The organism is Sphingobium sp. SCG-1, from assembly GCF_002953135.1.
Classification (GTDB): domain Bacteria; phylum Pseudomonadota; class Alphaproteobacteria; order Sphingomonadales; family Sphingomonadaceae; genus Sphingobium.
The window spans coordinates 2682874-2707444 of record NZ_CP026372.1; the positions used below are offsets into that span (position 1 = coordinate 2682874).

At 58.6% G+C, this 24571-nt stretch carries 18 protein-coding genes; 13 read left to right on the forward strand and 5 right to left on the reverse strand.

Features of this window, described 5'->3' with window-relative positions; genetic code table 11:
* The gene (locus tag C1T17_RS12230) at nucleotides 1–1716 is read right to left on the reverse strand and encodes a DUF885 domain-containing protein (RefSeq protein ID WP_104953683.1); all 1716 of its coding nucleotides are present in this window, start codon (nucleotides 1714–1716) and stop codon (nucleotides 1–3) included.
* Nucleotides 1717–2042: 326 nt separating this feature from the next.
* Here C1T17_RS12230 and C1T17_RS12235 point away from each other — a divergent pair, with 326 nt between their 5' ends.
* Nucleotides 2043–2675, forward strand: coding sequence for a tyrosine-type recombinase/integrase (locus C1T17_RS12235; RefSeq protein WP_104953684.1), 633 nt, complete (start codon nucleotides 2043–2045; stop codon nucleotides 2673–2675).
* Nucleotides 2676–2809: 134 nt separating this feature from the next.
* On the opposite strand, the gene C1T17_RS12240 is transcribed toward C1T17_RS12235, so the two are convergent.
* The 3 genes from C1T17_RS12240 to C1T17_RS12250 all read right to left on the reverse strand — a co-directional run bounded on the left by C1T17_RS12240 (nucleotide 2810) and on the right by C1T17_RS12250 (nucleotide 8799).
* Nucleotides 2810–3742, reverse strand: a complete 933-nt coding sequence (locus C1T17_RS12240; protein WP_104955196.1) for a formylglycine-generating enzyme family protein — start codon at nucleotides 3740–3742, stop codon at nucleotides 2810–2812.
* A 125-nt stretch (nucleotides 3743–3867) separates the two neighbouring features.
* Nucleotides 3868–6192 carry an arylsulfatase gene (locus C1T17_RS12245; protein WP_411269237.1) on the reverse strand — a complete coding sequence of 775 codons (2325 nt, stop codon included), beginning with the start codon at nucleotides 6190–6192 and terminating at the stop codon, nucleotides 3868–3870.
* An 84-nt stretch (nucleotides 6193–6276) separates the two neighbouring features.
* On the reverse strand, nucleotides 6277–8799 hold the full coding sequence (locus C1T17_RS12250) for a TonB-dependent receptor (RefSeq protein ID WP_104953685.1): 2523 nt from the start codon (nucleotides 8797–8799) through the stop codon (nucleotides 6277–6279).
* A 164-nt stretch (nucleotides 8800–8963) separates the two neighbouring features.
* On the opposite strand from C1T17_RS12250, the gene C1T17_RS12255 reads away from it, so the two are divergent.
* The 5 genes from C1T17_RS12255 (at nucleotide 8964) to C1T17_RS12280 (ending at nucleotide 14575) form a co-directional block, all read left to right on the forward strand.
* A complete protein-coding gene (locus C1T17_RS12255; protein ID WP_104953686.1) occupies nucleotides 8964–9656 on the forward strand; it encodes a TetR/AcrR family transcriptional regulator in 693 nt (230 codons plus the stop codon).
* A gap of 1208 nt (nucleotides 9657–10864) precedes the next feature.
* Nucleotides 10865–11173, forward strand: coding sequence for a DUF485 domain-containing protein (locus C1T17_RS12265; RefSeq protein WP_223262573.1), 309 nt, complete (start codon nucleotides 10865–10867; stop codon nucleotides 11171–11173).
* Entirely contained in the window at nucleotides 11170–12873 is a 1704-nt protein-coding gene (locus C1T17_RS12270) for a cation acetate symporter (protein ID WP_104953140.1), read from the forward strand. Before C1T17_RS12265 ends, C1T17_RS12270 begins: the two co-directional genes overlap by 4 nt.
* 376 nt (nucleotides 12874–13249) lie before the next feature.
* On the forward strand, nucleotides 13250–13534 hold the full coding sequence (locus tag C1T17_RS12275; RefSeq protein WP_104953688.1) for a hypothetical protein: 285 nt from the start codon (nucleotides 13250–13252) through the stop codon (nucleotides 13532–13534).
* A 21-nt stretch (nucleotides 13535–13555) separates the two neighbouring features.
* Nucleotides 13556–14575 (forward strand): SMEK domain-containing protein, encoded by a 1020-nt coding sequence (locus tag C1T17_RS12280; protein WP_104953689.1) that lies wholly within the window; start codon nucleotides 13556–13558, stop codon nucleotides 14573–14575.
* Nucleotides 14576–15065: 490 nt separating this feature from the next.
* Here the strand turns inward: C1T17_RS12280 and C1T17_RS12285 are convergent, their stop codons facing one another.
* Nucleotides 15066–16112, reverse strand: a complete 1047-nt coding sequence (locus C1T17_RS12285) for a hypothetical protein (RefSeq protein ID WP_145959002.1) — start codon at nucleotides 16110–16112, stop codon at nucleotides 15066–15068.
* On the opposite strand from C1T17_RS12285, the gene C1T17_RS21340 reads away from it, so the two are divergent.
* The 7 genes from C1T17_RS21340 to C1T17_RS12315 all read left to right on the forward strand — a co-directional run bounded on the left by C1T17_RS21340 (nucleotide 16105) and on the right by C1T17_RS12315 (nucleotide 24307).
* On the forward strand, nucleotides 16105–16350 hold the full coding sequence (locus tag C1T17_RS21340; RefSeq protein WP_189338334.1) for a hypothetical protein: 246 nt from the start codon (nucleotides 16105–16107) through the stop codon (nucleotides 16348–16350). The two genes, C1T17_RS12285 and C1T17_RS21340, sit on opposite strands and share 8 nt — an antisense overlap.
* Before the next feature lie 163 nt (nucleotides 16351–16513).
* Nucleotides 16514–16669, forward strand: a complete 156-nt coding sequence (locus C1T17_RS21690; protein WP_223262574.1) for an EAL domain-containing protein — start codon at nucleotides 16514–16516, stop codon at nucleotides 16667–16669.
* Nucleotides 16670–17044: 375 nt separating this feature from the next.
* Entirely contained in the window at nucleotides 17045–17716 is a 672-nt protein-coding gene (locus tag C1T17_RS12295) for a DUF4331 family protein (RefSeq protein WP_104953691.1), read from the forward strand.
* Nucleotides 17716–18417, forward strand: a complete 702-nt coding sequence (locus C1T17_RS12300) for a DUF4331 family protein (RefSeq protein ID WP_104953692.1) — start codon at nucleotides 17716–17718, stop codon at nucleotides 18415–18417. Before C1T17_RS12295 ends, C1T17_RS12300 begins: the two co-directional genes overlap by 1 nt.
* 84 nt (nucleotides 18418–18501) lie before the next feature.
* Nucleotides 18502–19863, forward strand: coding sequence for a tetratricopeptide repeat protein (locus C1T17_RS12305; protein WP_189338335.1), 1362 nt, complete (start codon nucleotides 18502–18504; stop codon nucleotides 19861–19863).
* Nucleotides 19863–21131: a HupE/UreJ family protein gene (locus C1T17_RS12310; RefSeq protein ID WP_104953694.1), complete on the forward strand. Its 1269-nt coding sequence runs from the start codon at nucleotides 19863–19865 to the stop codon at nucleotides 21129–21131. Before C1T17_RS12305 ends, C1T17_RS12310 begins: the two co-directional genes overlap by 1 nt.
* A gap of 647 nt (nucleotides 21132–21778) precedes the next feature.
* Nucleotides 21779–24307, forward strand: a complete 2529-nt coding sequence (locus tag C1T17_RS12315; RefSeq protein WP_223262575.1) for a glycosyl hydrolase 115 family protein — start codon at nucleotides 21779–21781, stop codon at nucleotides 24305–24307.
* The last annotated feature ends 264 nt before the right edge of the window (nucleotides 24308–24571 follow it).

A 24571-nucleotide genomic window follows, 5' to 3' on the forward strand; every position in this document is an offset into this window, starting at 1 on the left:
CTATTTGGCGGTGTTGGGGAACAACTCCGCTTCGATAAGTGCCGGCGGCAGAATGCCGATGCTGGTGATGCGGGCGTAGAGTTCGCCCATGTTGAACGCCCTCTTGTTCGTATCGGCAGCATGGGACGCGCGCGCTATCAAGCCGTCGAGCTGTATCTTGCCGATGATATAACTTGGGCCATAGCCGGGCTGCCGCAGGTAGAGCAGTTGTTCGAAACCCACGAGCGGACTTGCCGGATCCGACCAGCTACGCGGCGTCCAATCGGCATGAAAGCGCCCCGCCTCATCCAGCGTCATATCATTGGCTTGGACATGGAGCGATGCCAATCCTCGCGCGGCGCGGTTGGCGAGCATGATCCACACCAGTTCTCTACCATGCGGGATATCGTCATAGAGGCCAGCCTGCATGACGAGCTCCTCCATCGCCGTCGCAAATCCCTCCGACCGATCGGAGAAGATGTTGAAGAGGGGCGGCGTGTCGCGGATCGGATCCGGATGCGGCTCGTGTTTCAGCCGCGCAAGTTCGATCCAGTGTGTCGAGTGAGAAAGCAGGGGTAAAGGATCAAGAGCGGCGCCATGGCTGAAAAAGTTGCGTTCGGCGGGTGGCACATATCCGCTGGTCTGGGCCACCAGGGCAGCCCTGAAATAGGGTCTGTCCGGCACGATCCCGGTAGCGACCAGAAAATCATTGAACTTGGCTGTCTTCGCATCCGCCATCTGCTTGTACCCTGCAGGGTCGCTTATCTCGATAACGGGCGGAACATTGCGGTTTCTCAGTTCCTCTAGGCGGAGCGAGGCCAACGATCGGTCCAGTTCGCGCTGAAGTAACAGTTTCTGGTCATCCCAAGTATATGGGTTCAACTGGACATGCTTGAGATACCAGTTGTAATTGTCTTTGCCGACGCCGGACGGACCCGTACGCGAGGGGGCTTCTGCTGCGATCCACCTGGCAAATTCGTCGGTCGCGACGCGGGCCGCGGTAATTGCGCGCATGAGCTTAGGGCTGGCACCTGTCATTGTTGCCGGATTATAGCCATCCAGCGACCGCATCTTCAGCGTGCCAGCTTGCAGCGCGGTAAGCGTTTGGCTTTGGTCCTTCAATGCGCGATCGCCGTAAGCCCACAGGTCGTGCGCCTGACTGTCGGCGAGATTGACTCTGGCCGATGCTAACTGGCGCGGGATCGCGCCGATCAACATGGTGAGTGTTGCGTCATCCTGACGCGACAGCGGGAAGCTGTACGAGAACAAGTCGATACTCGGCGCGGCCGACGGGCCTTCATGCGCAGGGACGTCACTTTGGTCGGCGAAAACCGTTTGATAGAACGACGGATCACGGGCCCATGGCTTCAATATTCGCAGGTTGAAATCGAACGCGTTCATTTCCGCCTCGATCAGTCGGTAGTCATTCTGCTGTGCGATCGTCCATCCGGTACGATCCAACCCCGAAAGCCGAGATTTATACGAAGTCAGGTCCGTGGCGGCTTTGGCCATCGCGGGCTGGCTATAGTCAGGCAACCCTTTGCGCACGACCGGCGTAACAAACGTGCGCCAGTCCTTGAATAGCCTGTAGAGCTCGCGGTCTTGCAGGATCCGCGCCGGGGCGACATTCTTCGACGCATCTTTAGTCGCGGGATTTTTCGCCTGGCCAACCGCAGGTGCGTTCGCCAGAGCAAAACAGATTGCGAGGCAGGCGGCAGTGTTCGAAGGTTGTCGCATTACGTTCCCCATTAGCAAACGCGTGGAGCATGCACGCTAGCCTAAGCGCAAGCGGCGGCAAGCTGGGAATGCCAATGGCATGATTGGAAAAGATTTTAGTTGATAGCGAGCCAACAACGTCGTGGCTCAACAGTTACGGAAAAATATGCCGCTCAATATGCCGAATACCGCTAATCAGCGAACACAGGATCGCGCTACTCGACATCCAATATCAAAGCCGCCCGTCCGCAATCGGGAGGACAGAAGCAACGGTTGAACGTCTGCAAAGGGTCGGGTCTTCTTCGAAGCGTTCTTCCTGCGGCCATCATGGCCACAGGAGATGTGTCATGGGATTATCAGAGTTCGATCCCGCCGCCCGCGAGCGGGTATCTTGGAACGCCGGGCGCAAGGTTGGCGCAAAGCGGGCGCTCAAACCCTGTCAGATCTGGGCGATCCGCTTCTTTCTCGACCAATATGGGCGGGTCCGCGACCGCGCCCTCTTCGATCTCGCCATCGATAGCAAGCTGCGCGGATGTGATTTGGTCAAGATCAGGATCAGCGATATCGTCTGCGATCGGAGAATTCGGACCAGAGCCACGGTTGTACAGCAAAAGACCGGCCGGCCGGTACAGTTTGAGCTGATGGACGACGCTCGCGCCAGCCTGCTCAAGTGGCTCGAGCTGCGCGGCGGCTCTCTGGAAGAATATGCCTTTCCAAGCCGCACAGACCATTCCACCCACATAGGCACGCGACAATACGCACGTCTGGTCGACGAATGGGTCACGGGAATTGGCTTGCCTAGCGAAGACTACGGCACCCATTCGCTGAGGAGAACGAAGGCGTCGATCATCTACAAGGCGACCGGAAATCTTCGTGCCGTCCAGATCCTACTCGGGCATACGAAGATCGAAAGCACGGTCCGATATCTCGGTGTTGATGTGGAGGATGCTTTAACCTTGGCAGAAGGCACGGAAATCTAAAATCGGCTGGCTCCTCGCCGTTGCGGGGAGCCAGAACCGTCCAGGGGACGGCTATGCGCCATTTGTTGCCGTTCTATCGCGTCTGCAAGAGGGCTTTGATACGTGCGCTGCGGCTTAGCATACCCACCGTTTGATCATCCCTCGACGACGCAGCGGAAGCCGATGTGCGATGTGGAAGTATCGATCATTTCGGGGTGCCGGGCGGCTGGTCGATAACGCTGGCAAAAATTGGCTGCGCACAAATGTGAGCCGCCTTTTAATACCTTGCGGCCGATCCTCACGCCTGGCTGCGACGAGTCAAAACTGTTCTTCAGCGTGCCGCCACGGGGGTTGCTGAGCGTGCAGCAGGAGCCCTTGGACTTCTTTATCACCTTTATCACCGTTCTCCGATCGCTCCACCAATCGCTGGTCCATTCCCAGGTGTTGCCGATCATGTCGACAATGCCGTAGCTGTTGGCCGGGTAGGTTCCGACAGGAGACGTTCCTTCCCATCCGTCGAGCATCTGGTTGGCGAAGGGGAACAGCCCCTGCCAATAGTTCGCCATCATCGAACCGTCAGGTGCCAGTTCGTCTCCCCACGCATACTCCTTGCTTACAAGGCCACCGCGGGCGGCGAACTCGAACTCGGCTTCGGTCGGCAGGCGCTTGCCGGCCCAATGGGAATAGGCCAGCGCGTCCGCATAGGCCACGTGAACGACGGGATGATCCCACAGATCCAAGTTGTCCAGGTCCTCCTCGGGCCCGGCCGGGTGGCGCCAGTCCGCCCCGAATTCGAAATGCCACCAGTTGGAGGGATCAGCGAGATCAACTGGGCCAGACGTCTTGCGGAAGACCAGTGAGCCCGCCTGATCCATGCCAGGGAGCATGCCGGGATAGTTTTTGGGATCGGGCGCGATCTGCGCGATAGTGGTATAGCCGGTAGCCTCCACAAAGGCCGCAAACTGCCGGTTAGTCACCGGAGTAGTGTCGATCCAGAAGGCATCCACGCTGACGCGGCGAAGAGGGGCTTCCTCGGGGTAGAAGCGGTCCGAGCCCATCGTGAAGGCACCCCCGGGCACCCAAGTCATTCCAGGCTGCCCGGACTCGGTGTCGCCTGAACCATCATTGGTGAAAACCATCTCGCCTTCTCCGGTGGATGCAAGCCTAGCTTCCGCTTTCCCAAGGAAGCCCGATCGCTGCATACGCACGTCCCTCATTTAAGCTGGATGTCGATCTGCCGGATCGTGCCCGGAAAGTTGCTGTCCGCTATGGTATAGTCGGTATTCACCGGTGTGATCGTGTCCATGCCTATGTCGAAGCCTTCCGTGTGAGACATCCAGCCCCGTACAGTGCGAGCGATACGCCCACTACCCGCCGGCTTGCCATCGATGCTTATGGTGAGCATGCCGCCCGAACCCGGTTCCGCCTTGTCGGCCTGGAACGACGCCGAGACCTTGTGCCGCCCGGCACCAAGCGCGCTCGTGCCGCGGATGGTGAATTGGTCCGATCCCACTGCATTGTAGTGGAATACCGGAAAGCCTTGTTTGAGGTAGAATGCGTAGCCACCAAAGCGCCCGCCCTGCGTGACCAGCACGCCCTTTGCATTCGCGCCTATGTCGACGTCCGCATCGATAGTGAACGACTTGCCGATCGTGTGCGGTGCCGCATCTTCGTTCAAGCGACTGAGCGGCGCGCGATATACGAAGCGGCTGCGATTGCCGCCTAAGGTCGGTCGGCCGGCAGCCCCTTCGCTGTAGTCATGGATGGGCAGGATGTGGTTGGCCGCCGCTTCCTTCCAGAACAGATCCTGCAGTTCCCTAAGCTTGGCGGGGTTGCTGGCGGCCAGATCGTTGGCAGTGGTAAAATCCTTGTCGAGGTTAAACAGCGTCCATTTGCGGCTATCGGGACCCAGGTTCAATTTGCGGTCGACGCCCGCGCCGACTTCCCAGGCCAAACGCTTGGGAAGTGTGCCCGCCATCCAGCCGTCGTGGTAGATGCCGAAATTCTCCATCATCTCGTACACTTGCGTCCGCCGAGCGGACGGTGCCTTGGGCGCGGTGAAGCTGTAGGCAAGACTGATGCCGTCAATTGGCTGCTGCTTGACTCCCCCCACTGTGTCGGGTGCCTTGATCCCCGTAGCTTCCAGGATGGTGGGCGCGATATCGCTGACGTGGGCGTACTGCGTGCGGAAAGTTCCCATGTCCTTGATCCGCGCTGGCCATGAGATAACCATGCCATTGCGGGTGCCGCCCGTCTGAGAGGCGATCTGCTTCCACCAGGGATAAGGGCTGTTCATTGCCCACGCCCAAGGTGCCGGGAAGTGGTTGTAGACGTTCGGCCCGCCGATGTCGTCGTAATGCGAGGCAAGCTCGGCAAAGGTTTCCTTGCGGCCAGTGATGCTGGACTGTTCGAAGGCAAGGCCATTAAGCCCGCCTTCCGCACTCGATCCGTTGTCGCCCTCAATGAAGATAACCATTGTGTTGTCTAGCTGACCGCTATCCCGGAGGCTCTGTATGATGCGGCCCGTTTGGTAGTCTGAGTATGCGACAGTGGCAGCGAACGCCTCCATCAGCCGCACGGAAACCTTCTTGTGTTCGGCATCCAGCGAATCCCAGGCTGGCAGTGATTCCGGGCGAGGTGAAAGAACAGAATCTTTTGGAATCAATCCCATAGCCTTTTGGCGCTCGAAGCTTTCCTCGCGCACCTTGTCCCAGCCCTGATCGAAGCGGCCCCTGAACTTTTCCAGCCATTCCTTTGGCGCGTGATGCGGCGTGTGCGCGGCACCGGGGGCGTAGTACATGAAGAAGGGCTTTTCCGGCGCACTGACGTGCTGTGCCTGAAGCCAGCCGATCGCATGCGTGGCGATGTCCTTTTCAAAGTGGTAATCTGGATCATCAGGCTGATCGACCGGCTTCTCGTTCTCGACGAGGTTGGGGTTCCACAACGACGCGTCAGCCGACAGGAAGCCATAGAAATATTCAAATCCGAGGCCCGTTGGCCAGCGATCGAATGGCCCGGCAGGACTCATTTCCCATTCGGGCGTAACGTGGCCTTTGCCCAGCATCGCGGTGTTATAGCCGCCAGCCTTGAGCATCTGCGCGATTGTCGCCGCTGTCTTGGGGATGACGCTCGTGTACCCGTCGTAGCCAGTGGGTATGTTGGCGACATTGCCCATATTGACGTTGTGCGGCGCGCGGCCGGTTAACAAAGAGGCGCGAGTGGGTGAACACAACGCCGTGGTGTTGAATCGGCTATAGCGCAGGCCCTGCTTCGCCAAAGCGTCGAACGTCGAGGTCTGCACCGGGCCGCCGAATGCGCTACTGACGCCGTAGCCCACGTCGTCCGTCATGATCACCAGCACGTTGGGCGCGCCCTTCGGGGCGGTGGGTTCCGATGGCCAGCGCGGGGCGTGGGTCGTCTCGGCAGTCTTGCCTACGACCCCGCCGCCCACCTGGCCAACCACTGGCGAGGTGAAGGCGAGCGCGGAGCTGGCAAGCAAGGTTGTCCATAGGCGCGAAGATCTGATCATGATGGACATCCTCTTGGTGGTCACTCTTCCCCCTAAAAAGGGAGGGCTCCGGCTATCGCGATCGGAGCCCCCAGGGGGAGTCGGGAAAGTGGGTCAATAGCGGAACGTGACTTGCGCCTGCACGGTACGCGGCAAGCTGGCGAACCCGGTCTGGTCGGCCAATACGCCAGCGTTCGTGCCTGTGCCCGAGCCGCTGTTGGGGGTATCGTTGCCGCCGATCACATAAAACCGGTTGGTCAGGTTCTTGCCGATGAGCTGAAACTGCAGGTGCTCGTCTGCTGTGGTGAACGAGATCGTGCCATCCAGCGAGATGTAGCGCTTTTGCCGAGTGAACGGATTGCCAAAGGCAGTCGCGATGTAGCTGCCGCTGTAACGGGCATCGAGGCCGAGGGCGAGCTTGCCGCTGCCTCCGAGTTGTGCCTCGTAGGATGCACCCAAGTTCCCGGTCCAATCAGGAGCATTGGCGGTTGGCTGGCCCTTAAGGTTCTGCCGGTTCGCAACAGTGTCGGTCGCAGGATTAAACGGGCGTGAGCTATCGGTTGCCGCCACATAAACGAGATTACAGCCCTGTCCGCGCGTTTGACCGGCCCAGCACGGCGTGCCAGGTGCATCGCCATAGCGTGCACGGTTGTAATTGACGCTGCCGTGGAGGTCGAACCCGTCCAGCGCACGCGGGGCTACCTGGAACTCAAACTCAACGCCCTTCGTGCGGGCCGAACCGGCATTGATAGTGGTGAAGGCGAAGATGTCCGAGCGGAAGAAGTCGAGTTGCAGGTTGCTGTACTTGTAGTTGTATGCCGTGAGGTTGAGGCGCAATTGGCGGTCGAGCCAGGTTGTCTTGATACCCGCTTCGAAGCCTTTGGCATTCTCGGGATCGAACTCGAAATCCGGCAGCCCGGCGCTTGGGCTGTAGATGCCCGAGTTTGAAAATCCGCCCGACTTGTATGCGGTTTTGTAGGCACCGTAGATAGTGATGTCACCTGTGGGCTTGTACGTCACGGTGGCTTCGGGCGACCAGTCATCGAAGTCCTGATTTGAACGCAGTGTTACCCCGGGAAGGAAGATGCCCTGCGCCACGCGGATCGGGTGGGAATAAGGCTGGAGGAAGTAGCTATCCTTGCTTTCCGCCGTATACCGCACGCCGCCAGCAATCTCGAGTTTGTCGAAGGGCCTTACAATGAACTGGGCGAAGGCCGCGAAGGTCTCGCCCTTGGTCTGCGAGTCCTTCGAGTTAGCCAGATAGCGCCGGAAGCCTGGCGTTGCTGCACTGTTTTCAAGTCCGCCAGAGGCTGTCCAGGCGTTATAATCGCGCTTGGTCGATTGATAGTAGCCGCCGATCATCGCATCCCAAAAGCCGCCGATGTTTGTCTGTGCGCGCACTTCCTGCGAAAAGGCGTGCCAGGTCGAATCCTCGGTAGCAAAGACCCCGGGCGCGCCTGCGCGCGAAACGCTGTCGCCGTCGAACTGGAATGTGTTTCGGTTCCAGTTGTAGTTGGTGATGGATGAGATCGTCAGCTCATCCATCGCCCAAGTCAGGCCCAGATTTGTTGCCCAGGACGTGTACCGGTTACCCTGCTGGCCGCTCGCGTTGGAATAAGGCACGCTCGCGGCAATATCCGTCGGTGTGCGGTTTGCCGACGAAGCGAAACGACGATCGCACGCAATCGCTGGATTGCTGGCCAGCGCGCCCGTGGGACAATAATAGACAACCGACCCAGCGCTGGGATTGTTGTTTTTATTAATGCCATAATTGGCTTTTAGCACGGCGGTGAGCGTGTCGGTCGGCTCCCATTTTAGAGTGCCGCGAATATACGCTTCCGTGGCCCGACCGTCACCTGCGGGACCAGAGGTGTGGATTGTGGTGGTGCCCGGAACCGCCGTGGATGTGCGATCGATCGTAGGATAGGGCTGCGCCGTCCCAAGCTGCTTGTAATAGCCGTCGAACTGTTTGGAGGCGCGCGCGGCTATGCGAATGCCCAGCGTTTCGCTCAGGGGACTGGAGACAATCGCCTCACCATAGACCTGCTTGGCGGTGAACTCGTAGCCAGCGCGTGCAATGACTTCCAACTTGTCCCCAGGATCGGCGGTAGTGATCGAGACAACGCCAGCGGTGGCGTTCTTGCCGAAGAACAGGGCTTGAGGACCCTTTAGAATTTCCAGTCGACCAAGGTCGAAGAAGCCTTCGTTGATTGTACGGCCCTGCCCGGAATAGGCTCCGTCGACGATCACCGCGACCGATTGTTCCAGCCCGATGGAAGTCGTGTTCGAACCGATGCCGCGTAGCACGAGTGTGGCGCCCGACCCTGATGGCGTTCGTCCGATAGAGAAAGACGGCGTCTGCGCTGCGACCCGTTCAAGGGAACTCAGGTCATATTGCTGCATGCGCGCGGCACTGATTGCGATGACAGAAACGGGAACGTCCTGCGTGGTTTCTTGCCGCTTGCGGGCCGTGACGATGATGTCGCCGATGCCGCCTTGCTGCGCCTGCTCCGTTTGCGTTTCCTGGGCCATCGCAGTTGGGGAGTAGATGAAACCCAATCCTGCGCTTGCAGTCAAAAAGGCCGAGCGGATCATCGTGCGACGGCGAAAGGGGGCGGCCCGGCTCAGTTTAGGCATGTCATCTTCTCCCAAATTTTTTTGTAGGCGACTTCCCATCGCGGTGTCAGCGATTAAAACATATGCGTTAATCATAATAACGCACCTGTTTTAAATGTTAGGCCGCAACTAGTGCTACGCTTGCTACCGCGCAGCTTCAGAGCCTTGTAGGAAAGGAGAGTGTCTTGCTTCGCGAGCTGGAATTTGCTTGCGGCTCGTGTACGGAGGGCGAGGTGACCGAACCACTTCGACACTTCGCCGACGAGACCAAGCTGCGGATCATCGCTGCCGCAGAATCGCTTTATGCCCAGCGCTCGATCGAGAGCGTGTCGCTCCGCGAAATTGCCCAGGCGGCGGGCAACCGAAACACCAATGCGGTGCAGTACCACTTCGGAAACCGCGCAACACTAGTGCAGGCGATCTTCGCTTGGCGGGTGTGGCAGATGGAGGGGCCGCGCGGCAGGGCACTGGCGCAGGCGGAAAAGAGCGGCGGACGATTCGACCTCGCAACCCTCATGCGCATTTTATGCGAGCCGATCCTTGACCTCACAAACGACGAGGGCCTCCATACTTACGCTGCGTTCATGAGTAAGTACCTGCTTCAGCAACGACCTGTCGGAGTGTTTCATCCGGGCGACACGCGCGCCGATCTCAACCAGAACCTGCGGCGCATCCTTGATCAGATTAACACATTGGTCGCCGCAGAAGATCCGCACTTTGGGGATTACCGCATCGGATTGTCCTACCTCGTGGTGCTCAACATGATTGTGCTCTCGAACAACGAAGGCTTGCACAAGCGCGAACCGGAACAATTCCGCAGACGCTTCGAAACCGCACTCACCATGGCAGTAGCCGCGCTAGAGAGCAGCTACACCTGACCACGCTCCGAAAACCCTGCACTTCAAATCCGGCCTCACTTCGACGCCAAATAGAAAAACGCTTCAGCATCAAGGGCGATGGGAGAGTTGCGTGTCCAAAGCATTCACTTACCCCACTTCCTTTGGGCTGATGATTGATTGCCGACGGTCCGCACCTGGGAACAATAAATCAGATGCTGAACGTCTTAAATGGGTCGTTTCGAGCGGGGCAGCTTCGGGCAACGGCCTTATCTCTCCCATGTCACCCGGAAAGGGTGGTTTGTGGACAGGCGGCTTCTGGGGAGATGATCGGCGATAGCTGACGTCGCATGGTGAAAAATGATCCGTCTACAATCGCCCCCAGTTGCGGTCATAAGTCGCCGGTGGTTATGTAGGCCCATGGCGAATGCAATCCTCACGTTGGACCAAATGGACACGGGAGTGATCTTTTGGCATCGAGCAGATGAGCGAGCATTCTTCGAATGGCTTGAACGCATTTCGTGCGTTGAGAGCGTAAAGGGCGAAGGCCAACGCGGTTTAGTGGTGCGATTGAAGCGCAGACCGGGCCAAGACGATTTACGGCAATTTCTCGCTCTAGCGCATCGGTATGGATTAGAGATGAGCAAGTTCGCCAAGTTTGAGACCAACGCCAACCGAGACTGGTTCCGCGATCCCAAGATGTTTTGGTATAAGCAAGTGTTCGGCGGAGCGAGCAGCACCAACTAGTTGGCCGCTAACCAGCAAAGAAGGAACATCTGCGGGTGGATTGCAGACTGCCGGCTTACGAGGGAAAATGTCGCAAAGCGGTCAGCCTACCTTGCCAATAATCTCTTCCAGCTTCTGCTTTTTGAGTGGCATTCTTCGTCCCTTTGTGGTCCAGATTATCATAGTCTTTGGGCCACTCAGCGGGGGGGGCAGATCATTGGTGCCCAATTATATCGACAACTACTTCAGCAGTGATGACGATCCTGAGGTTATGCCATTGACCAGTTAAACGGCAAAAAAATGGTCGCCTGTGGCCGAGGCTGGGCCACGTGCCTTGTCTGGTACTTTGGCGGCTTGCGGAACCGACTAACGTACGCCAACTAATTCAGTACTCGTTCGACTTCCTCTCGAAATCAGATGCGCAACGCTCCCCAGCTATGCCAAAAATTAAATATCAATGTAGTAGCATTGATGTATTTTAACCGGCAGAGAAAATCCCAAGAAAAAGCCTTGAGGGGAAAGCCGTGGAGAAAGCGCTCATTGAAGCGATCAAACAGCATCCTCGCTATAATGGCCTGGTGGCGCGCCGCTCTCGCTTCGGCTGGATGATGTCCGCTGTAATGTTCATCGCCTTTGTTGGCTTTACGATGTTGGTAGCGTTCGGCAAAGAATGGCTGGCCACGCCGATCGGGCATGGCGTCACCTCTGTAGGCATACCTGTCGGGCTAGGCCTGATCGCTCTCGCCGTTCTGCTGACCGCCATTTACGTCGTGCGAGCCAATACTGTGTTCGACCGCGAAATGATGGCAATCCTGAAGGATGCGCGCCAGTGAAGGTCGCGCGCGCCGTGATCGTCGCACTCGCCCTGCTACCGCTCCCGGCCTATGCCGCGGCATTGGAAGGGGAGGCTGAGCGCCAGCCCATGAACTGGGTCGCGATCGGCATGTTCACGCTGTTCGTCGCGCTCACGCTCTCGATTACCAAAAAGGCCGCCCAGCGTACGAAGACCGCGGCGGACTTCTACACGGCGGGCGGGGGAATCTCCGGATTCCAGAACGGGCTGGCGATGGCCGGAGACTATATGTCCGCGGCGTCCTTTCTCGGCATCTCGGCGCAGATTTTCAACGATGGCTATGATGGGCTGATCTATTCGACCGGCTTCCTTGTCGGGTGGCCGATCCTGCTGTTCCTGATGGCAGAGCGGCTGAGAAACCTTGGCAAATACACGTTTGCCGACGTCGCCTCATATCGTTTTGCCCAGCCGCCGGTGCGCAGCTTCGCAGCAGGCAGTACATTGCTCGTCGTGTCCTTCTATCTCATCGCGCAGATGGTTGGCGCGGGGCAGTTGATCAAGCTGCTGTTCGGCCTGCCCTACACCTACGCCGTCATCATCGTTGGTGCCCTGATGATGCTGTACGTCCTGTTCGGAGGCATGCGCGCAACGACCTGGGTGCAGATTATCAAGGCGGTGATGCTCCTCGCAGGGGCGACGTTCATGGCTATCATGGTCCTTGCGCAGTTTGGCTTTTCGCCCGAAGCGTTGTTCCGCCGCGCTGTCACGGTGAAGACCGATCTCGCACTTGCCGCCGGATCGTCCCCGGGCGAAGCGGCCGTAAAGGGCAGGTCGATCATGAGGCCCGGCAATTTCATCAAGGACCCCATCTCCGCCATTTCCTTCGGTTTGGCGCTGATGTTGGGCACGGCAGGCTTGCCCCATATATTGATGCGTTTCTTCACCGTCCCCAATGCGAAGGAGGCGCGCAAGTCCGTGCTCTGGGCAACGTCCTGGATCGGTTATTTCTACGTGCTGACTTTCATCATCGGTTTTGGCGCGATTGTGCTGGTCGCAACGGAACCAGGCTATCTCGACGGTGGTGGCATGTTGCGGGGCGGTGGCAACATGGCTGCCATCCATCTCGCGCACGCAATTGGCGGCAATCTGTTCCTCGGCTTCATATCCGCTGTCGCCTTTGCCACCATTCTTGCGGTAGTGGCAGGCTTGACACTCTCAGCCGCGTCCGCCGTCAGCCACGATGTCTATGCCACGGTTCTTCGCAAGGGGAAGGCAGACTCTGCCAGCGAGTTGAAGGTCTCACGGATTACTACACTCGCATTGGGGACTATGGCGATCTTGCTGGGCATCGCTTTTGAAAAGCAGAATGTGGCGTTTATGGTCAGCCTCGCCTTTGCGCTTGCAGCATCCGGCAATTTCCCGGTGCTGATTCTGTCCTTGCTGTGGAAGGGCTGCACCACGCGCGGCGTTGCGATCGGCGGCACAGTTGGGCTGCTGACCGCGTTCACTCTGACGATCCTGTCGCCAGCAATCTGGGTGAACGTTTTTCACATGACGAACGCGCCCTTCCCTTATGCCTCTCCTGCGATCTTTTCTGTTCCGGCAGGCTTCCTTGCCATCTGGCTGATCTCGCTACTTGATACAGGTACCCGCGCCGCCATCGACAAGGCGGGCTATGAAGCGCAACGCATCCGGTCGGAGACAGGGGTGGGTGCGGCGACCGCGTCAGCAGATCACTGATGCGGCTTATCTTCCGGGCGGGAAGCACGCCCAGTAAGAATGACTTGGCTATTCTTTGCAGGTCCAATGTAACGGCCGTTTTCGAGTGCCTCAAATCGCGACTGAACGTCTGCAAGGGGTCGACATTGGAAGGCGGTACGTGGGACGATGCTGCCGATCTACAGATATAGAACGAACGGCAGCTCGTATGGGGAGCTGACAGCCCCACGTTTTTGCCATCACATCCCCCCTTAACGACGCCACGCTCAATCTATCGACGAGTCGGTGAATAAAGCGTCCCTTCTTGACCAATCTGCTATGTGAGTGGTCGAAAAAACTGTTGCCCCCACGCACAGGCGGCGTTGACTAATGTGCATCATGTCATTACATTCACCACATGACTCGCGACAAAGCGCACCCGTTCCAGATGAGGGTCTCCTCGGACTGGCTCAACAAAATTGACGACTGGCGTCGGACCCAGGCTGACCTGCCATCGCGCGCGGAAGCGATCCGCCGCCTCGTCGGCATGGGCCTCAGTTTCGGCATCGAGGTCGGCGACGAGATCTCGACGCCGGTCGGCCGAGCTACCGTCAAGCGGATCATGTCTGCGATTGGTCAGGTGGTCGTCGAAACGAAAAACGGCGACGGCCATGCTTTGCATTGTCCGAGATCGATGCCGTAGACGAGAACGGCTAAACGCAGAATGCTGACACGCGGGCATCTGATCGGCCAGATCATCGACGACCTCGCCGGCATTGCCGCGCAGGCCAGGCAGCGCGGACGGCTGCACCTGTTCGACATCCACACCCACGTCGAGGACTTCGCCAGGGAGGTGCTCAACCGCGCGCTTGGGCTCGGCCTGTCGAACCTCAACCAGGAGCATTCAAACAATCCCGGGCTCGATCTAGGCGACGCCGCCGCGGGTTGGGCATTTCAGGTCACGGCCGACAAGTCCGGCGCCAAGGTCAGGGAGACGCTCGACAATATCGGCGACCAACAGCGCGCGAAATATCCCAATATCCGCATCCTCGTGATCGGCGAGAAGCAAGGATCCTACACCTTTACCGGCGAGCCGTACGCGACGTTCGGCTTCACGCCCGAGATGGTCTGGGACTTCAACGACGTGTGCGGCCGGATCATGTCGCTGCCGATCGACGCTCTGGTCGATCTTGCCGGCTACGTGTCGCGCGAAACGCGCCGCGTGCGGATTGAACTCGAAATTCCGGATGAAGACGGGAAGTTCCCGACCAGCATCGACAATCTGATCGAGGCGCTGCCCCGGCCGCAATTGTCGAACGCGGCCAAGATGGAAGTATATTTCGACTCGGAGGAAACGCCCTTCGAGCGCGAAGAGACGGCCAAATCGATCGCCGAGCTGAGTGCGAGGCTCGCCGCGCTGCCGCGGCTGACCCGCGAGGTGTTCAAGTTCCTGGTCGAGCGCCGCGACGAGCGGTCGGCCGGCTTCCACGACGAATTTCGCATCAGCGATCCCAAGCTCAGACGCATCTATCACGGCGACGATCTCGACGGCGACCTCGCGCTGCTCCAGGAAGCCCGACTGCTGAGCGCCAACGAGCCGGACAATTACGGCGAACCCGGCTACTGGCAGATCCACTTCCCGGGCTCGGGCTACAATTTCCACCTGATTTTCATCGAATATGTGACCGATCTCGGGCTCGACCTGCGCAAACCGCTCGTGACGCTCGACTTCTCGGATTTCTAGGCCGTTGGTGACGTTACGGAAGTTTACTGCAGGGGCATTGCGCGCATCCGCAACAAGGCGGCGGGCGAGGTTCTCGAGATCGAGAGCGACGAGCTCAACTGGGATGCCGTCGGCGGGACGAGCGGCAGATGGGGATCGAGGCACCTTCGACGTTTGGTTTCGTCAGTTCCGGACACTGAGCTGACACACCCAAACATCGCCTTGTGGTCGCGTTCTGCCGGAATAGCTGCCGGTCCGCACGTGGGGAGCAAAATTGTGGCGCTCAGCGGCCGATTTGGGTCGGCTTCGTAGAAAGCGAACGCCGCATCGTGGCACGAAGCCGCTATTCCTACCAGGGTCGCTAAACATCGGCGTCTTTACAAAAGCCAGCATTCGCGCGTTCTGCCGTCCGGGGTTCTGCGACCAATGGGACAGAAGTCGTGCGCGGGGCGGTTGAAAATGCGTTCCCGGTGAAGGTAAAGTAATGCGTCGCTCAACGGACTCATAGCCTTTATGAAGGACGTGAGCCACTCGATTGATCCAGGGCCGTCGCAATCTCGGTGAGCAACGCCAGCCGCTGCTCGAGCATGGTTCGCGATAACAAATCCGTCCTTGCCCAGTCAAACCGCTCGAACAGCGCCCGGTCAGAAAACAACATCTCATGGGCCTCGGCAGATGCCTGAGCAGCACGCAAAGCATCAGACCAGTTCACCTGACTGTGCGCCGACCTGGCGGCGATCTCTGCTCCGATACGCGCCTCAAGCGCCTCGATCGTCTGTCTTAACCGCTCGCGATCATCCACTGGATACCCGTCCTGCGTAAGGAGGTTAGGGAAGTCCGATGGAGCATTCTCGGTGATCGTGGTCTCAAGAAGCCGGATCGTCGAGATAACGTTCTGACAGAGCCACATCACCCGCTCTGGGGGCCAGGTTTCGCACAGCGAACGTCCGGAAGAGCTCCCGTACCCGATCTCGTGAACGAGGGCATGGCGGGTCATGAAGAGTTCCTCGAGCACGTCGCGCATCAATGGCTCTCGCACGACATCGCCGAACAGGCCAAGCTGTTCGATCACTATAGGCTGGATCGTACTATCAGGCGACGTCGCGATGCCAAGCGCCTCGAACAGCGTCTTGAACACGCCGAGATATTCAGTCACCGAGCCAACGGTGAAGGAGACCCCGAGGAGCTGCGGGATAGACACCTTGGCCTGGATCATCTGCGAAAGCACCTTCGCCGGAACCTTGCCATCGAGCGCCTTGGCGTCGATCTTTTCCGGAAGAAAGGTGTAAAGATCGGTCAGCCGCGACCGGGCATGCCATTCCAGACAGGTCGCAAGACCGACCAAAGTGTAGGGTACGATCTCAAACCCATTCCACCACCAGTCGGCTCGCTCGTCTTTCTCGCCTTCGAGCTCGAACATTTGCGTGATTTGCTCGGTTTCGCGCAGAAGGAGGCGCGCGCGCTCGAGTGCTGAAAAGGCATTGAACTTGTTGACCGGTCCGGATGCATAGCGCCCGGCATAAGCGACATGCCGGTTGGGAGTGTTGTCATTGGCCACGTTGATCATCCATAAAAATCGACACGCGATATCCGATGCAGCGGTGCTGCACAGCCCCTTATCGTTAGGCCAGCCATTGCCGACTGCGGAATGGCAACAGTTGGTCGATAACGGTGGCGATAGCTGCCGGTCCGCACTCGGCGATCGAAAATCGCTGGCTGAATGGCGGCAAAGGGTCGACAGCGCATCGGCAGCAACGCGCTACTTCTTGCAGTTAAGAGCCGAAGCCAAACTTTGAGGAACAGAGCACCCGTTCTCTTGTAGGGTGCGGCCGAAGAGCGCCCTGCTCGACACTTATGGCACCGGACAGTCGACCCCGTCATACCTGCGGACGCTGCCGCTTTCCGAATTGAAGAACGACCGCAGCTTCGTTGAGCATGCGCACCGCAATCGTAACGACAATGGTGCGCTCCACTATCGAGCGTGCGCACGACCTTGGCCTCAAAGTGGTCGCGGAAGGCATCGAGGAACCCGCCTGCCTTAAGCTTCTGCGCTCGGTAGGCTGCGAACTGGCACAAGGTTATCTGATCAGCAGACCTTACTGGCCGGGCAGGTAAGTGCGCTGCTGGAAGCGGAGGCGGCTATTGCATGCACGCCACAGCACATCGATCCGGCCCGCATGGCCTATGAACAACAACGCACGAGGGCGTCAGCATGTTAAAAGCGCTCTCTCCACCCCAAAGCTTTCTTTCGTCAGGATTAATTGCGCCGCGTCAGTGGCGATGCGCATGTCCCTAAAAAACATTACCTCGCCGCTGCATCCATCTTGGATTAGCCACGTAGCTTAACGGCAGATTAATTTACTCTCTCCCGCGTCCGCGCGGTGCACGTTGGTAAGGACCATCTCAAAAGATCGCAACGGCGCTCCACTGCTCGACGGTTCAAGTAGAGGTGCTTCGCGAACGACCGACGGGTTCAACAGGAGGAAGCCAGTGAAACATTACACTAAACTTTTGCTCGCGGGAGGCGGCGTGCTTCTTGCCATTCCGCTGGCGTTCATGGCTGCGGAGACATTTGCACCAGCGGCCGATCACCTCGATCCTCCAACCCGCACCGACCCGGCCATGGATACGACCCCCGATCGCCCGGCGGACATCGCCGACGTTTATGCCTGGCATACCGACACCAAAGTCATCATCGCGATGACCTTTGCCGGTCCACAGGCCACCACCGCGCCTGCTACTTACGATCGCGATGTTCTTTACACCATCAACATCGCCAATGGCCCCAACAAAACGGTATCGACCATCCCGGTCACCGTTCGATTTGGGCGCGACAATACAGCCAATGGTACACAGTTTGGTGTTCAGATTGCCGGGTTACCGGGTGTGACCGGCGCTCTGACCGGTCCGGTCGAAACTAACCTCAGCAAGGATGGCGTTACGGCTCGCGCCGGGCTTTTCGACGATCCGTTCTTCTTCGACCTTCAGGGTTTCCGAACGACGACCAGCACGGGGACGTTGAGTTTCGACAAGACCCGCAACTTCTTCGCCGGTCAGAACCTGACGGCTGTGGTCCTGGAAATTCCGCGTGACCGTATCGCCAATGGCACGAACCCCATCGGCGTTTGGGGAACAACCGCCCGCTTTGGAGGACAGCTCTGATGTCTCGCACTCACCACATGCTGATGGGCTTAGCCTCGTTGAGCGCCATTGCTGCACTCTCGGGCTGCGGCGATGACGACGCGCCACCCGTCGTCACTCCGGCCCCCGCACCAGCGCCGACGCCAACTCCCACGCCGACGCCAACTTCCTTCAATGTGCAGCGTTGTCTGGATCAGACTGTCGGCACGGGCGGACCCACCGTCGCAAGTCTGGTCGTACCAGACACACTGACGCTAAACCTTGCGGCTACTTCCGGCTTTCCAAATGGTCGGAAGTTGACCGATCCCGTCATAGATGTGACCCTTGCGGTTATCTTCCTCGACCTTACGAAGCACAGTCCGCTGACGCTTGCCAATCTGCCGCTCAATCCAGCGGCTAACGATGTCGCCTTTCAGTCGGCATTCCCCTACCTTGCTCCACCCCAAGGTTCGCCTCCGCTGAGTGGAACAAGCGGCACAAGCTTCGACTTCCGCTCCGATCCGGCAAGTGCTTATGTGCGTGTCGACCGGATGGGCATGCCCGCCGTTGCGACCGCACTGATCGCTTCGTCCCGTAAGACAGCCTATAACGATGCCGATCCGTCCGACGACGCGGCAGGCACATTCGTCCCCGATCTGAAGGGGCAGCTCACCACGCTGACAAACGCGTTGGCGGATGATCTGGTTGGGGCCGGTCTGACGCCTTGCGCCACACCGGGATGATCGGTCGCTAGGACAGTAAAGCAGGTGAGGCGCGATCAAGTGACGCGCCTCACCTGATCCGAAAGCTCAGCTATGATAGCATCAGTGGCGCCACTCCAGACGCTCAACAAGGTCGGTCTCTACCTGCTTGCCGCGACCGTCGCGGTAGCCGCTGTTACGATCTCCGTGGACCAGTTCTCCTTACCCGCGCCAACCGCCGCCAACGAAGTCGCACCGCATTTACGCTTTGGCCCGAAAAGCTTCGCTGCTGCTTTGGAACTTGCTGCCGGGCCGATCGCCTTGGGAAGGGAGCGCGTTGCGCGTGCACCGGACCAGTGGGCGTATCAGGAAAGCTATGCACGTGCGCTGATGGGACGTGCGCGCCTGACAGGATCGTTTGACGATCTTCTGGCGGCGCGTCTGGCATTGATGCGCGGGCGCGCAGATGCTCCCAAGGGCGCAGGTCCGCTACTGACCGATGCCGTCAGCAATTTGACTATTCACCGCCTGGCGCCGATCGCATCGACGCTCACCTTGCTGGATGGTGCCGCCGTTCCCGCCGACCGGGGAGATCAAGCAGAGGCGCTGGCGATCCGCGGCGATGTCGCATTCTACTCCGGAAAGTATTCTGCAGCTTGGCGCACGTACCGCGCCGCCGCTCAGATGGATAATGGTCCGGGGATTGCCGTACGTGCGGCCAACTACTTCAAGAAAATGGGCAGGTTTGACGACGCGATCCGCCAGCTCGAATACGCAATGAAGAGCGTCAAGGCGCCGACGCCGCAGTTCTACGCCAACATGATGCTGCAAAAGGGTGTGATCGAACTGGATCGGGGGAATTGGGAAACCGCCACACGACTGTTCTTACTGGCTGACGCTACCTTTCCCGGCCATTGGCTCATCAAGGCGCACCTCGCTCAGATGACCGCACTGGGCGGCGACCTCGACGGTGCCGAGCAGCAGTACCGCACCATATTGGCTAAAGCGGGAAGCGAGATAGCCATGCCCGAAGTAATGGATGCTTTGGCCGCTTTGTACCGTGCGAGGGGAGACGCCAAAAACAGCCGATATTGGTCCGATCGCGCGGGCGCACTATGGACCCGCCGCCTGTCGCAGTTGCCCGAGGCGGCGTATGGCCCTGCGCTTGAGCATGAGCTAGTGCTGGGAAACCCGGCCAGAGCGCTGGATCTGGCGCGGCTCAACTTTGCTGCACGGCCTTATGGCGACTCCTGTATCATGCTGGCGATGGCCTTGTTGGCGAATGGTCGCCCTCAGGAGGCGGTCGCTATCCTCAAGGCTGCGGAGCAGACCGGCTGGCGGACCGCGCAGCAATATGTCGTATTGTCGCAAGCATCGGCGATGCTTGGCCAGGTTCAAGCGAGCGAAGATTCCCGCCCCAAGGCACTCGCACTTAATCCCAAAGCGTTCGACCCGGCAAGTTCGCTTATCTGGTTCGGCAATCACTGATGCTTGCGCTTCCCAGGCTGCTTCTCGTGATGCTGGCAGCCCTGCTGGCGCAGCCCCTCCAGGCGCACCTGACCCCAAATTCGGAGATGCAATTCGATTTCGGACGCCGTGAAGTGCTTGGAGACCTGATAATTCCGGCGGGTGAATATGCCTATGCAACGGGTAACCCCACTGGCAACGATCCCGCGTCGCTCAAGCGCGCTGAAGCGTTCCTGCGCCGGAACATCAATGTGACCGCGAAACGAGGCGCAGCCTGGAAGTTAACGGTAGAACGTCTCGAGTTCGCGCAGATTGCCGGACCGCCCGACCTGCATGCCGTCTTGCGGTTGACGCCTCCTGCTGGCGCATCTGCTCGGCAGTTCGATATAAGCTGGCGCGCCGTCATCGACCGGGTGCCGAACCACTTCGTTCTGTTTGTCGCCAGAAGCGACTTCTCCAGAGGCACGCTGGATGGTGGCCGCGAGATTTTGGGAGCGCTGCAGGGTAGCCAAGGGTCGCTATCTGTCGACCGTGGAAAGGCGAGCCTGACCGACGGCTTTCGCGCTGCGGTCGGGTTGGGCATGCGCCATATTGCGGAGGGCTACGATCATCTTTTATTCTTGATCGTCCTGTTGTTGCCAGCGCCACTCCTGGCAGCCGGGCGGCGTTGGGGAGAGAACAGACCCATTGGCTCGACACTTTGGCATCTTATCGGGATCGTCTCCGCTTTCACGATCGGTCACAGCCTGACGCTAATCGGTGCTGCTGTGTTCGACTGGCGTCTGCCCGTACAGCCAGTGGAAATCCTGATCGCATGTTCGATCCTGATATCGGCAATCCACGCCCTACGCCCCCTGTTCCCGGGTCACGAAGCGCGCGTCGCGGGTTGGTTCGGCCTGGTCCATGGATTAGCGTTTGCAACCACCGTTAGCCATTTCGGCCTGGGTATGGAAGAAAAGGCGCTTGCCATACTGGGTTTCAATATTGGCATCGAACTCGTTCAGCTTGCAGTGGTGCTCTCAATAATGCCGGCGCTGCTGCTGTTGGTCCATACGTCCTACTATAAAATGATTAGGCGGGTGACGGGTGGATTGGCTGCTATTGCCGCAATAGCCTGGCTCATCGAAAGGGTATTTGGAGCAGGCAACGCTTTCACTGCGGCGATGGAAAGCGCATTTAGATACGCACCATGGGTCGTGGGGACGCTGACCCTGTTCGGCGTTGTTATCCATACGAAAAGGCATCTTCAATCGTCACGGATCATCAAGTCGGCCGCGTTGGACCGGTAAATCGCTCGCTGCGATGATCGTGCCGACTCGTTCACCGGCGTGTCTGCCACTTGGAGAAGCTGTGATGGCCCATGTTCATAGCAATTAGCGGCGCTGGCAGAAGATAAAATGCTCGGCTTATGACAAAGCAGACCGACCGCAGCTGAGAACAACAAATCAGCCGCTGAATGTCTCACTAGGGTCGACTTGAGAAATTCGGCAGTTGGAACGAAGCTCTTGTTCGAAAGTTTCGGTGAACCGCAGGTTCCAATGAGAGCTGTCGTTTTTGGCGAAGCTAGCCGACAGCCATCCATCGTCGATGCTGTAAATTTTCGCCCGACATAAGACGTTTGTACAGAACTGTGTTTTGGAACGTACAAGTCTACAAAGTAGCTTAAAACGCGCGTCATTTATTCCGCGGAACATTAACCATACCGTTAATCCCAACCGCCTTCTGCCGCATCGCTAGTTTATGGTAGCGATACCAGATTTTCCCCGTCATATTGGCTTGGACAAGTAACGCGATGCTCTCGGTAGATGGTATAAAATCTAAGACGCGTTCACTGGCCGCAGACAAGCTGTTGAAGCGATGGGGGCTTTGAAGGATGCATAGCACTGGCAACACTCTGTCCAGGCGGACACTGTTAGGCGCTGTCGCGGGAGTGGCTGTGATCGCTTCGATCTGCCCGGTCGTTGCGGCGCCAGTTGTGGCGCGTCGCTTCTCGCTTGTCACGCAAGGCCGTCCCGTCAGCATCCTCATTGATGAGTCGCCTGACCAGGCTGTTACCCATGTCGCGGAAAGTTTCGCTGCGGACCTTGAGCGTGTAAGCGGGTCGAAGGTACAACTGATCCGTGGTCGCTCAGAGGTTGCGTCGGGACCACTATTGATCATCGCCGTGAAGGGACAGAGTGCCCTCGCCGATCAGATGGCTGCCACCGGTAAACTTTCGGTGGAAGATCTCGAAGGAGAATGGGAAGCTTATCGCCGCATCGTCGTGCAACGCCCATTCCCCGGCGTGCCTCGTGCGCTGGTCATCGTAGGGTCGGACCGTAGAGGCGCGATATTCGGGACGTATGACACCTCCGAACGCATGGGCGTCTCGCCTTGGCACTGGTTTGCCGATGTGCCCATCCTACAGCGCAAGAACGTAAGCCTGCCGTTTCCTGAGAAACTCGACCGACCCAAGGTGCGGTATAGAGGTTTCTTCATCAATGATGAGGATCCATGCCTCAGCGGCTGGGCCATCAAGAAGTTCGGCGGCGTCAACTCGGCCATGTATGCCCACGTCTTTGAACTGCTGCTCCGCATGAAGGGCAACTACCTGTGGCCCGCTATGTGGGGCAAGGCGTTCGCGCATGACGATCTCCAGAGTATGGTACTGGCCGACGCCATGGGCGTGGTAATGGGCAATTCCCATCATGAACCCATGCTAAGAGCACAAGCGGAATGGCACCATGCAAAGGAAAACGGAGTTGCTGCGGGGGATTGGGACTACACCCTCAATGCAGATAATCTTCGTACCTTCTGGAGGGGAGGCATAGAGCGGATGATGTCGAAGGGCGACGGAAAGGGCTACGAGTCCGTGGTCACCGTCGGCATGCGCGGGGACGGCGACGAGGCGATGGCTGAAGGCACCGCCACCGAGTTGCTCGAGCGCATCGTTCATGACCAGCGTGCCATCATCGCCGGCGTTACAAAACGCCCAGTAGAACAGCAGCCTCAAGTCTGGGCCCTTTATAAAGAAGTGCAGGATTACTACGACAAGGGCATGCAGGTGCCGGATGACGTAATCCTGCTCTTCGCCGACGATAACTGGGGTCAGATCAGGCGGCTGCCGAAGGTAGGCGCTCCCGCACGGTCAGGCGGGCAAGGTGTCTATTACCATTTCGACTATGTTGGCGTGCCGCGGAACTACAAGTGGATCAATACCAACCAGATCGAGAAGGTCTGGCAACAGATGGATCTTGCATATCGGCGTGACGCGCGAGCGATGTGGATCGTAAATGTTGGCGACATCAAGCCCATGGAATATCCATTGAGCTTCTTCATGGCGATGGCGTGGGATCCTGAAGCCATGACGCCTAGCGCACTTGCGAACTATCCCAAGGCTTGGGCACGGGCAGGCTTCGGCGAAGAGCAGGCACCGCCTATCGCGGACCTTGTCACGACATACAGCAAATACGCCGCCCGCCGGAAACCGGAACTGATCGACCAAAACAGCTTCGCCTTGGGCGGCATCACGCCTGCGGGGCTGGACGGCGGCGAGTTCGGCGACCTGATGGCTCGATGGGACGCGCTGGAGGCAGACATGCTTGCGACGCGAGCAAAACTGCGGCCTGACCAGTTGGACGCCTACTTTCAGATGCTGGAATACCCGATCTGCGCAATGGCCAATCTCTATCGGCTTTACTACGCCGCAGCCTGGAACAAGATGCTCGCTTCCCGGAACGACGCACGCGCCAACTACTTCGCAGATCAGACGGAAGCGGCATTCAAGAGGGACGGAGAACTGACGGCTCAATATCACCGAATCAACAATGGCAAATGGGACGGCATGATGTCGCAAGTCCATATGAGCTACGTGATCTGGAACGATCCAACCCAGCAGACGATGCCAAGCATTACGCGGGTGGGCGGAGACACGCCCAGCGATCGTCTCAGGCAGAAGCCGGTCTTAGTGCAACGATCTATCACTGCGGACGACGTGCTTGAAATCGAGGCAGTAGATTTCGTGAGTGCCAGCCAAGGTAACGAGATACGGTGGACGCCGATACCACATCTTGGCCGGACAAAGGGGGCGCTGGTGGCATTGCCGCAGGGTCTTCCGGCGACCACTCAGGCACACGGGATCACCGTCGATTATGATATCGTCGTGAAGCGCGCGGGACAAACCGGAGTCACCCTTTACCTAACACCGACCCTCGACACCTCAGGAGGCAAGGCTGTAAGCATCGGCCTGTCGATCGATGAAGGCCCGATGCATATCATGCGGGCCGAACTGGAAGCCACCGGCGGCGCACAGGACAACCCGGCCAAGAAGCTGTGGGCTGAAGCTGTGTCCGACAACGTCCTTCGGCTATCAGCGAACTTCGGAGAATTGACTGCCGGGCGTCATCGCTTGAGGGTGTGGCGGTTGGATGACAATATTGTCCTTCAAAAGCTGGTGTTGGCAACGACGCCTTCCGCGCCTTCGTAGCCAAAACCTTCCCCTATTTAGCGCACGAAGGTAACGTCATAGCCTTAACCCGCCCCCTGCCGGTCCTGCTCGTCTCAGGCTATGCCGAAGCGGACGGCAGCCCCGGGGGACTTGCCGGTCTCACCAAGCCTTTCCGCAGCGCTGACCTCGCCGCCAGCATTTGCGCTTTGCTGCCGCACGGCGGTAGCAATTCTGGCTACGGCTAAAGCGCCATTGCAGGCGAGCATGCTACGACAAGGAAGGCATTTCAGATCCACACGGCGG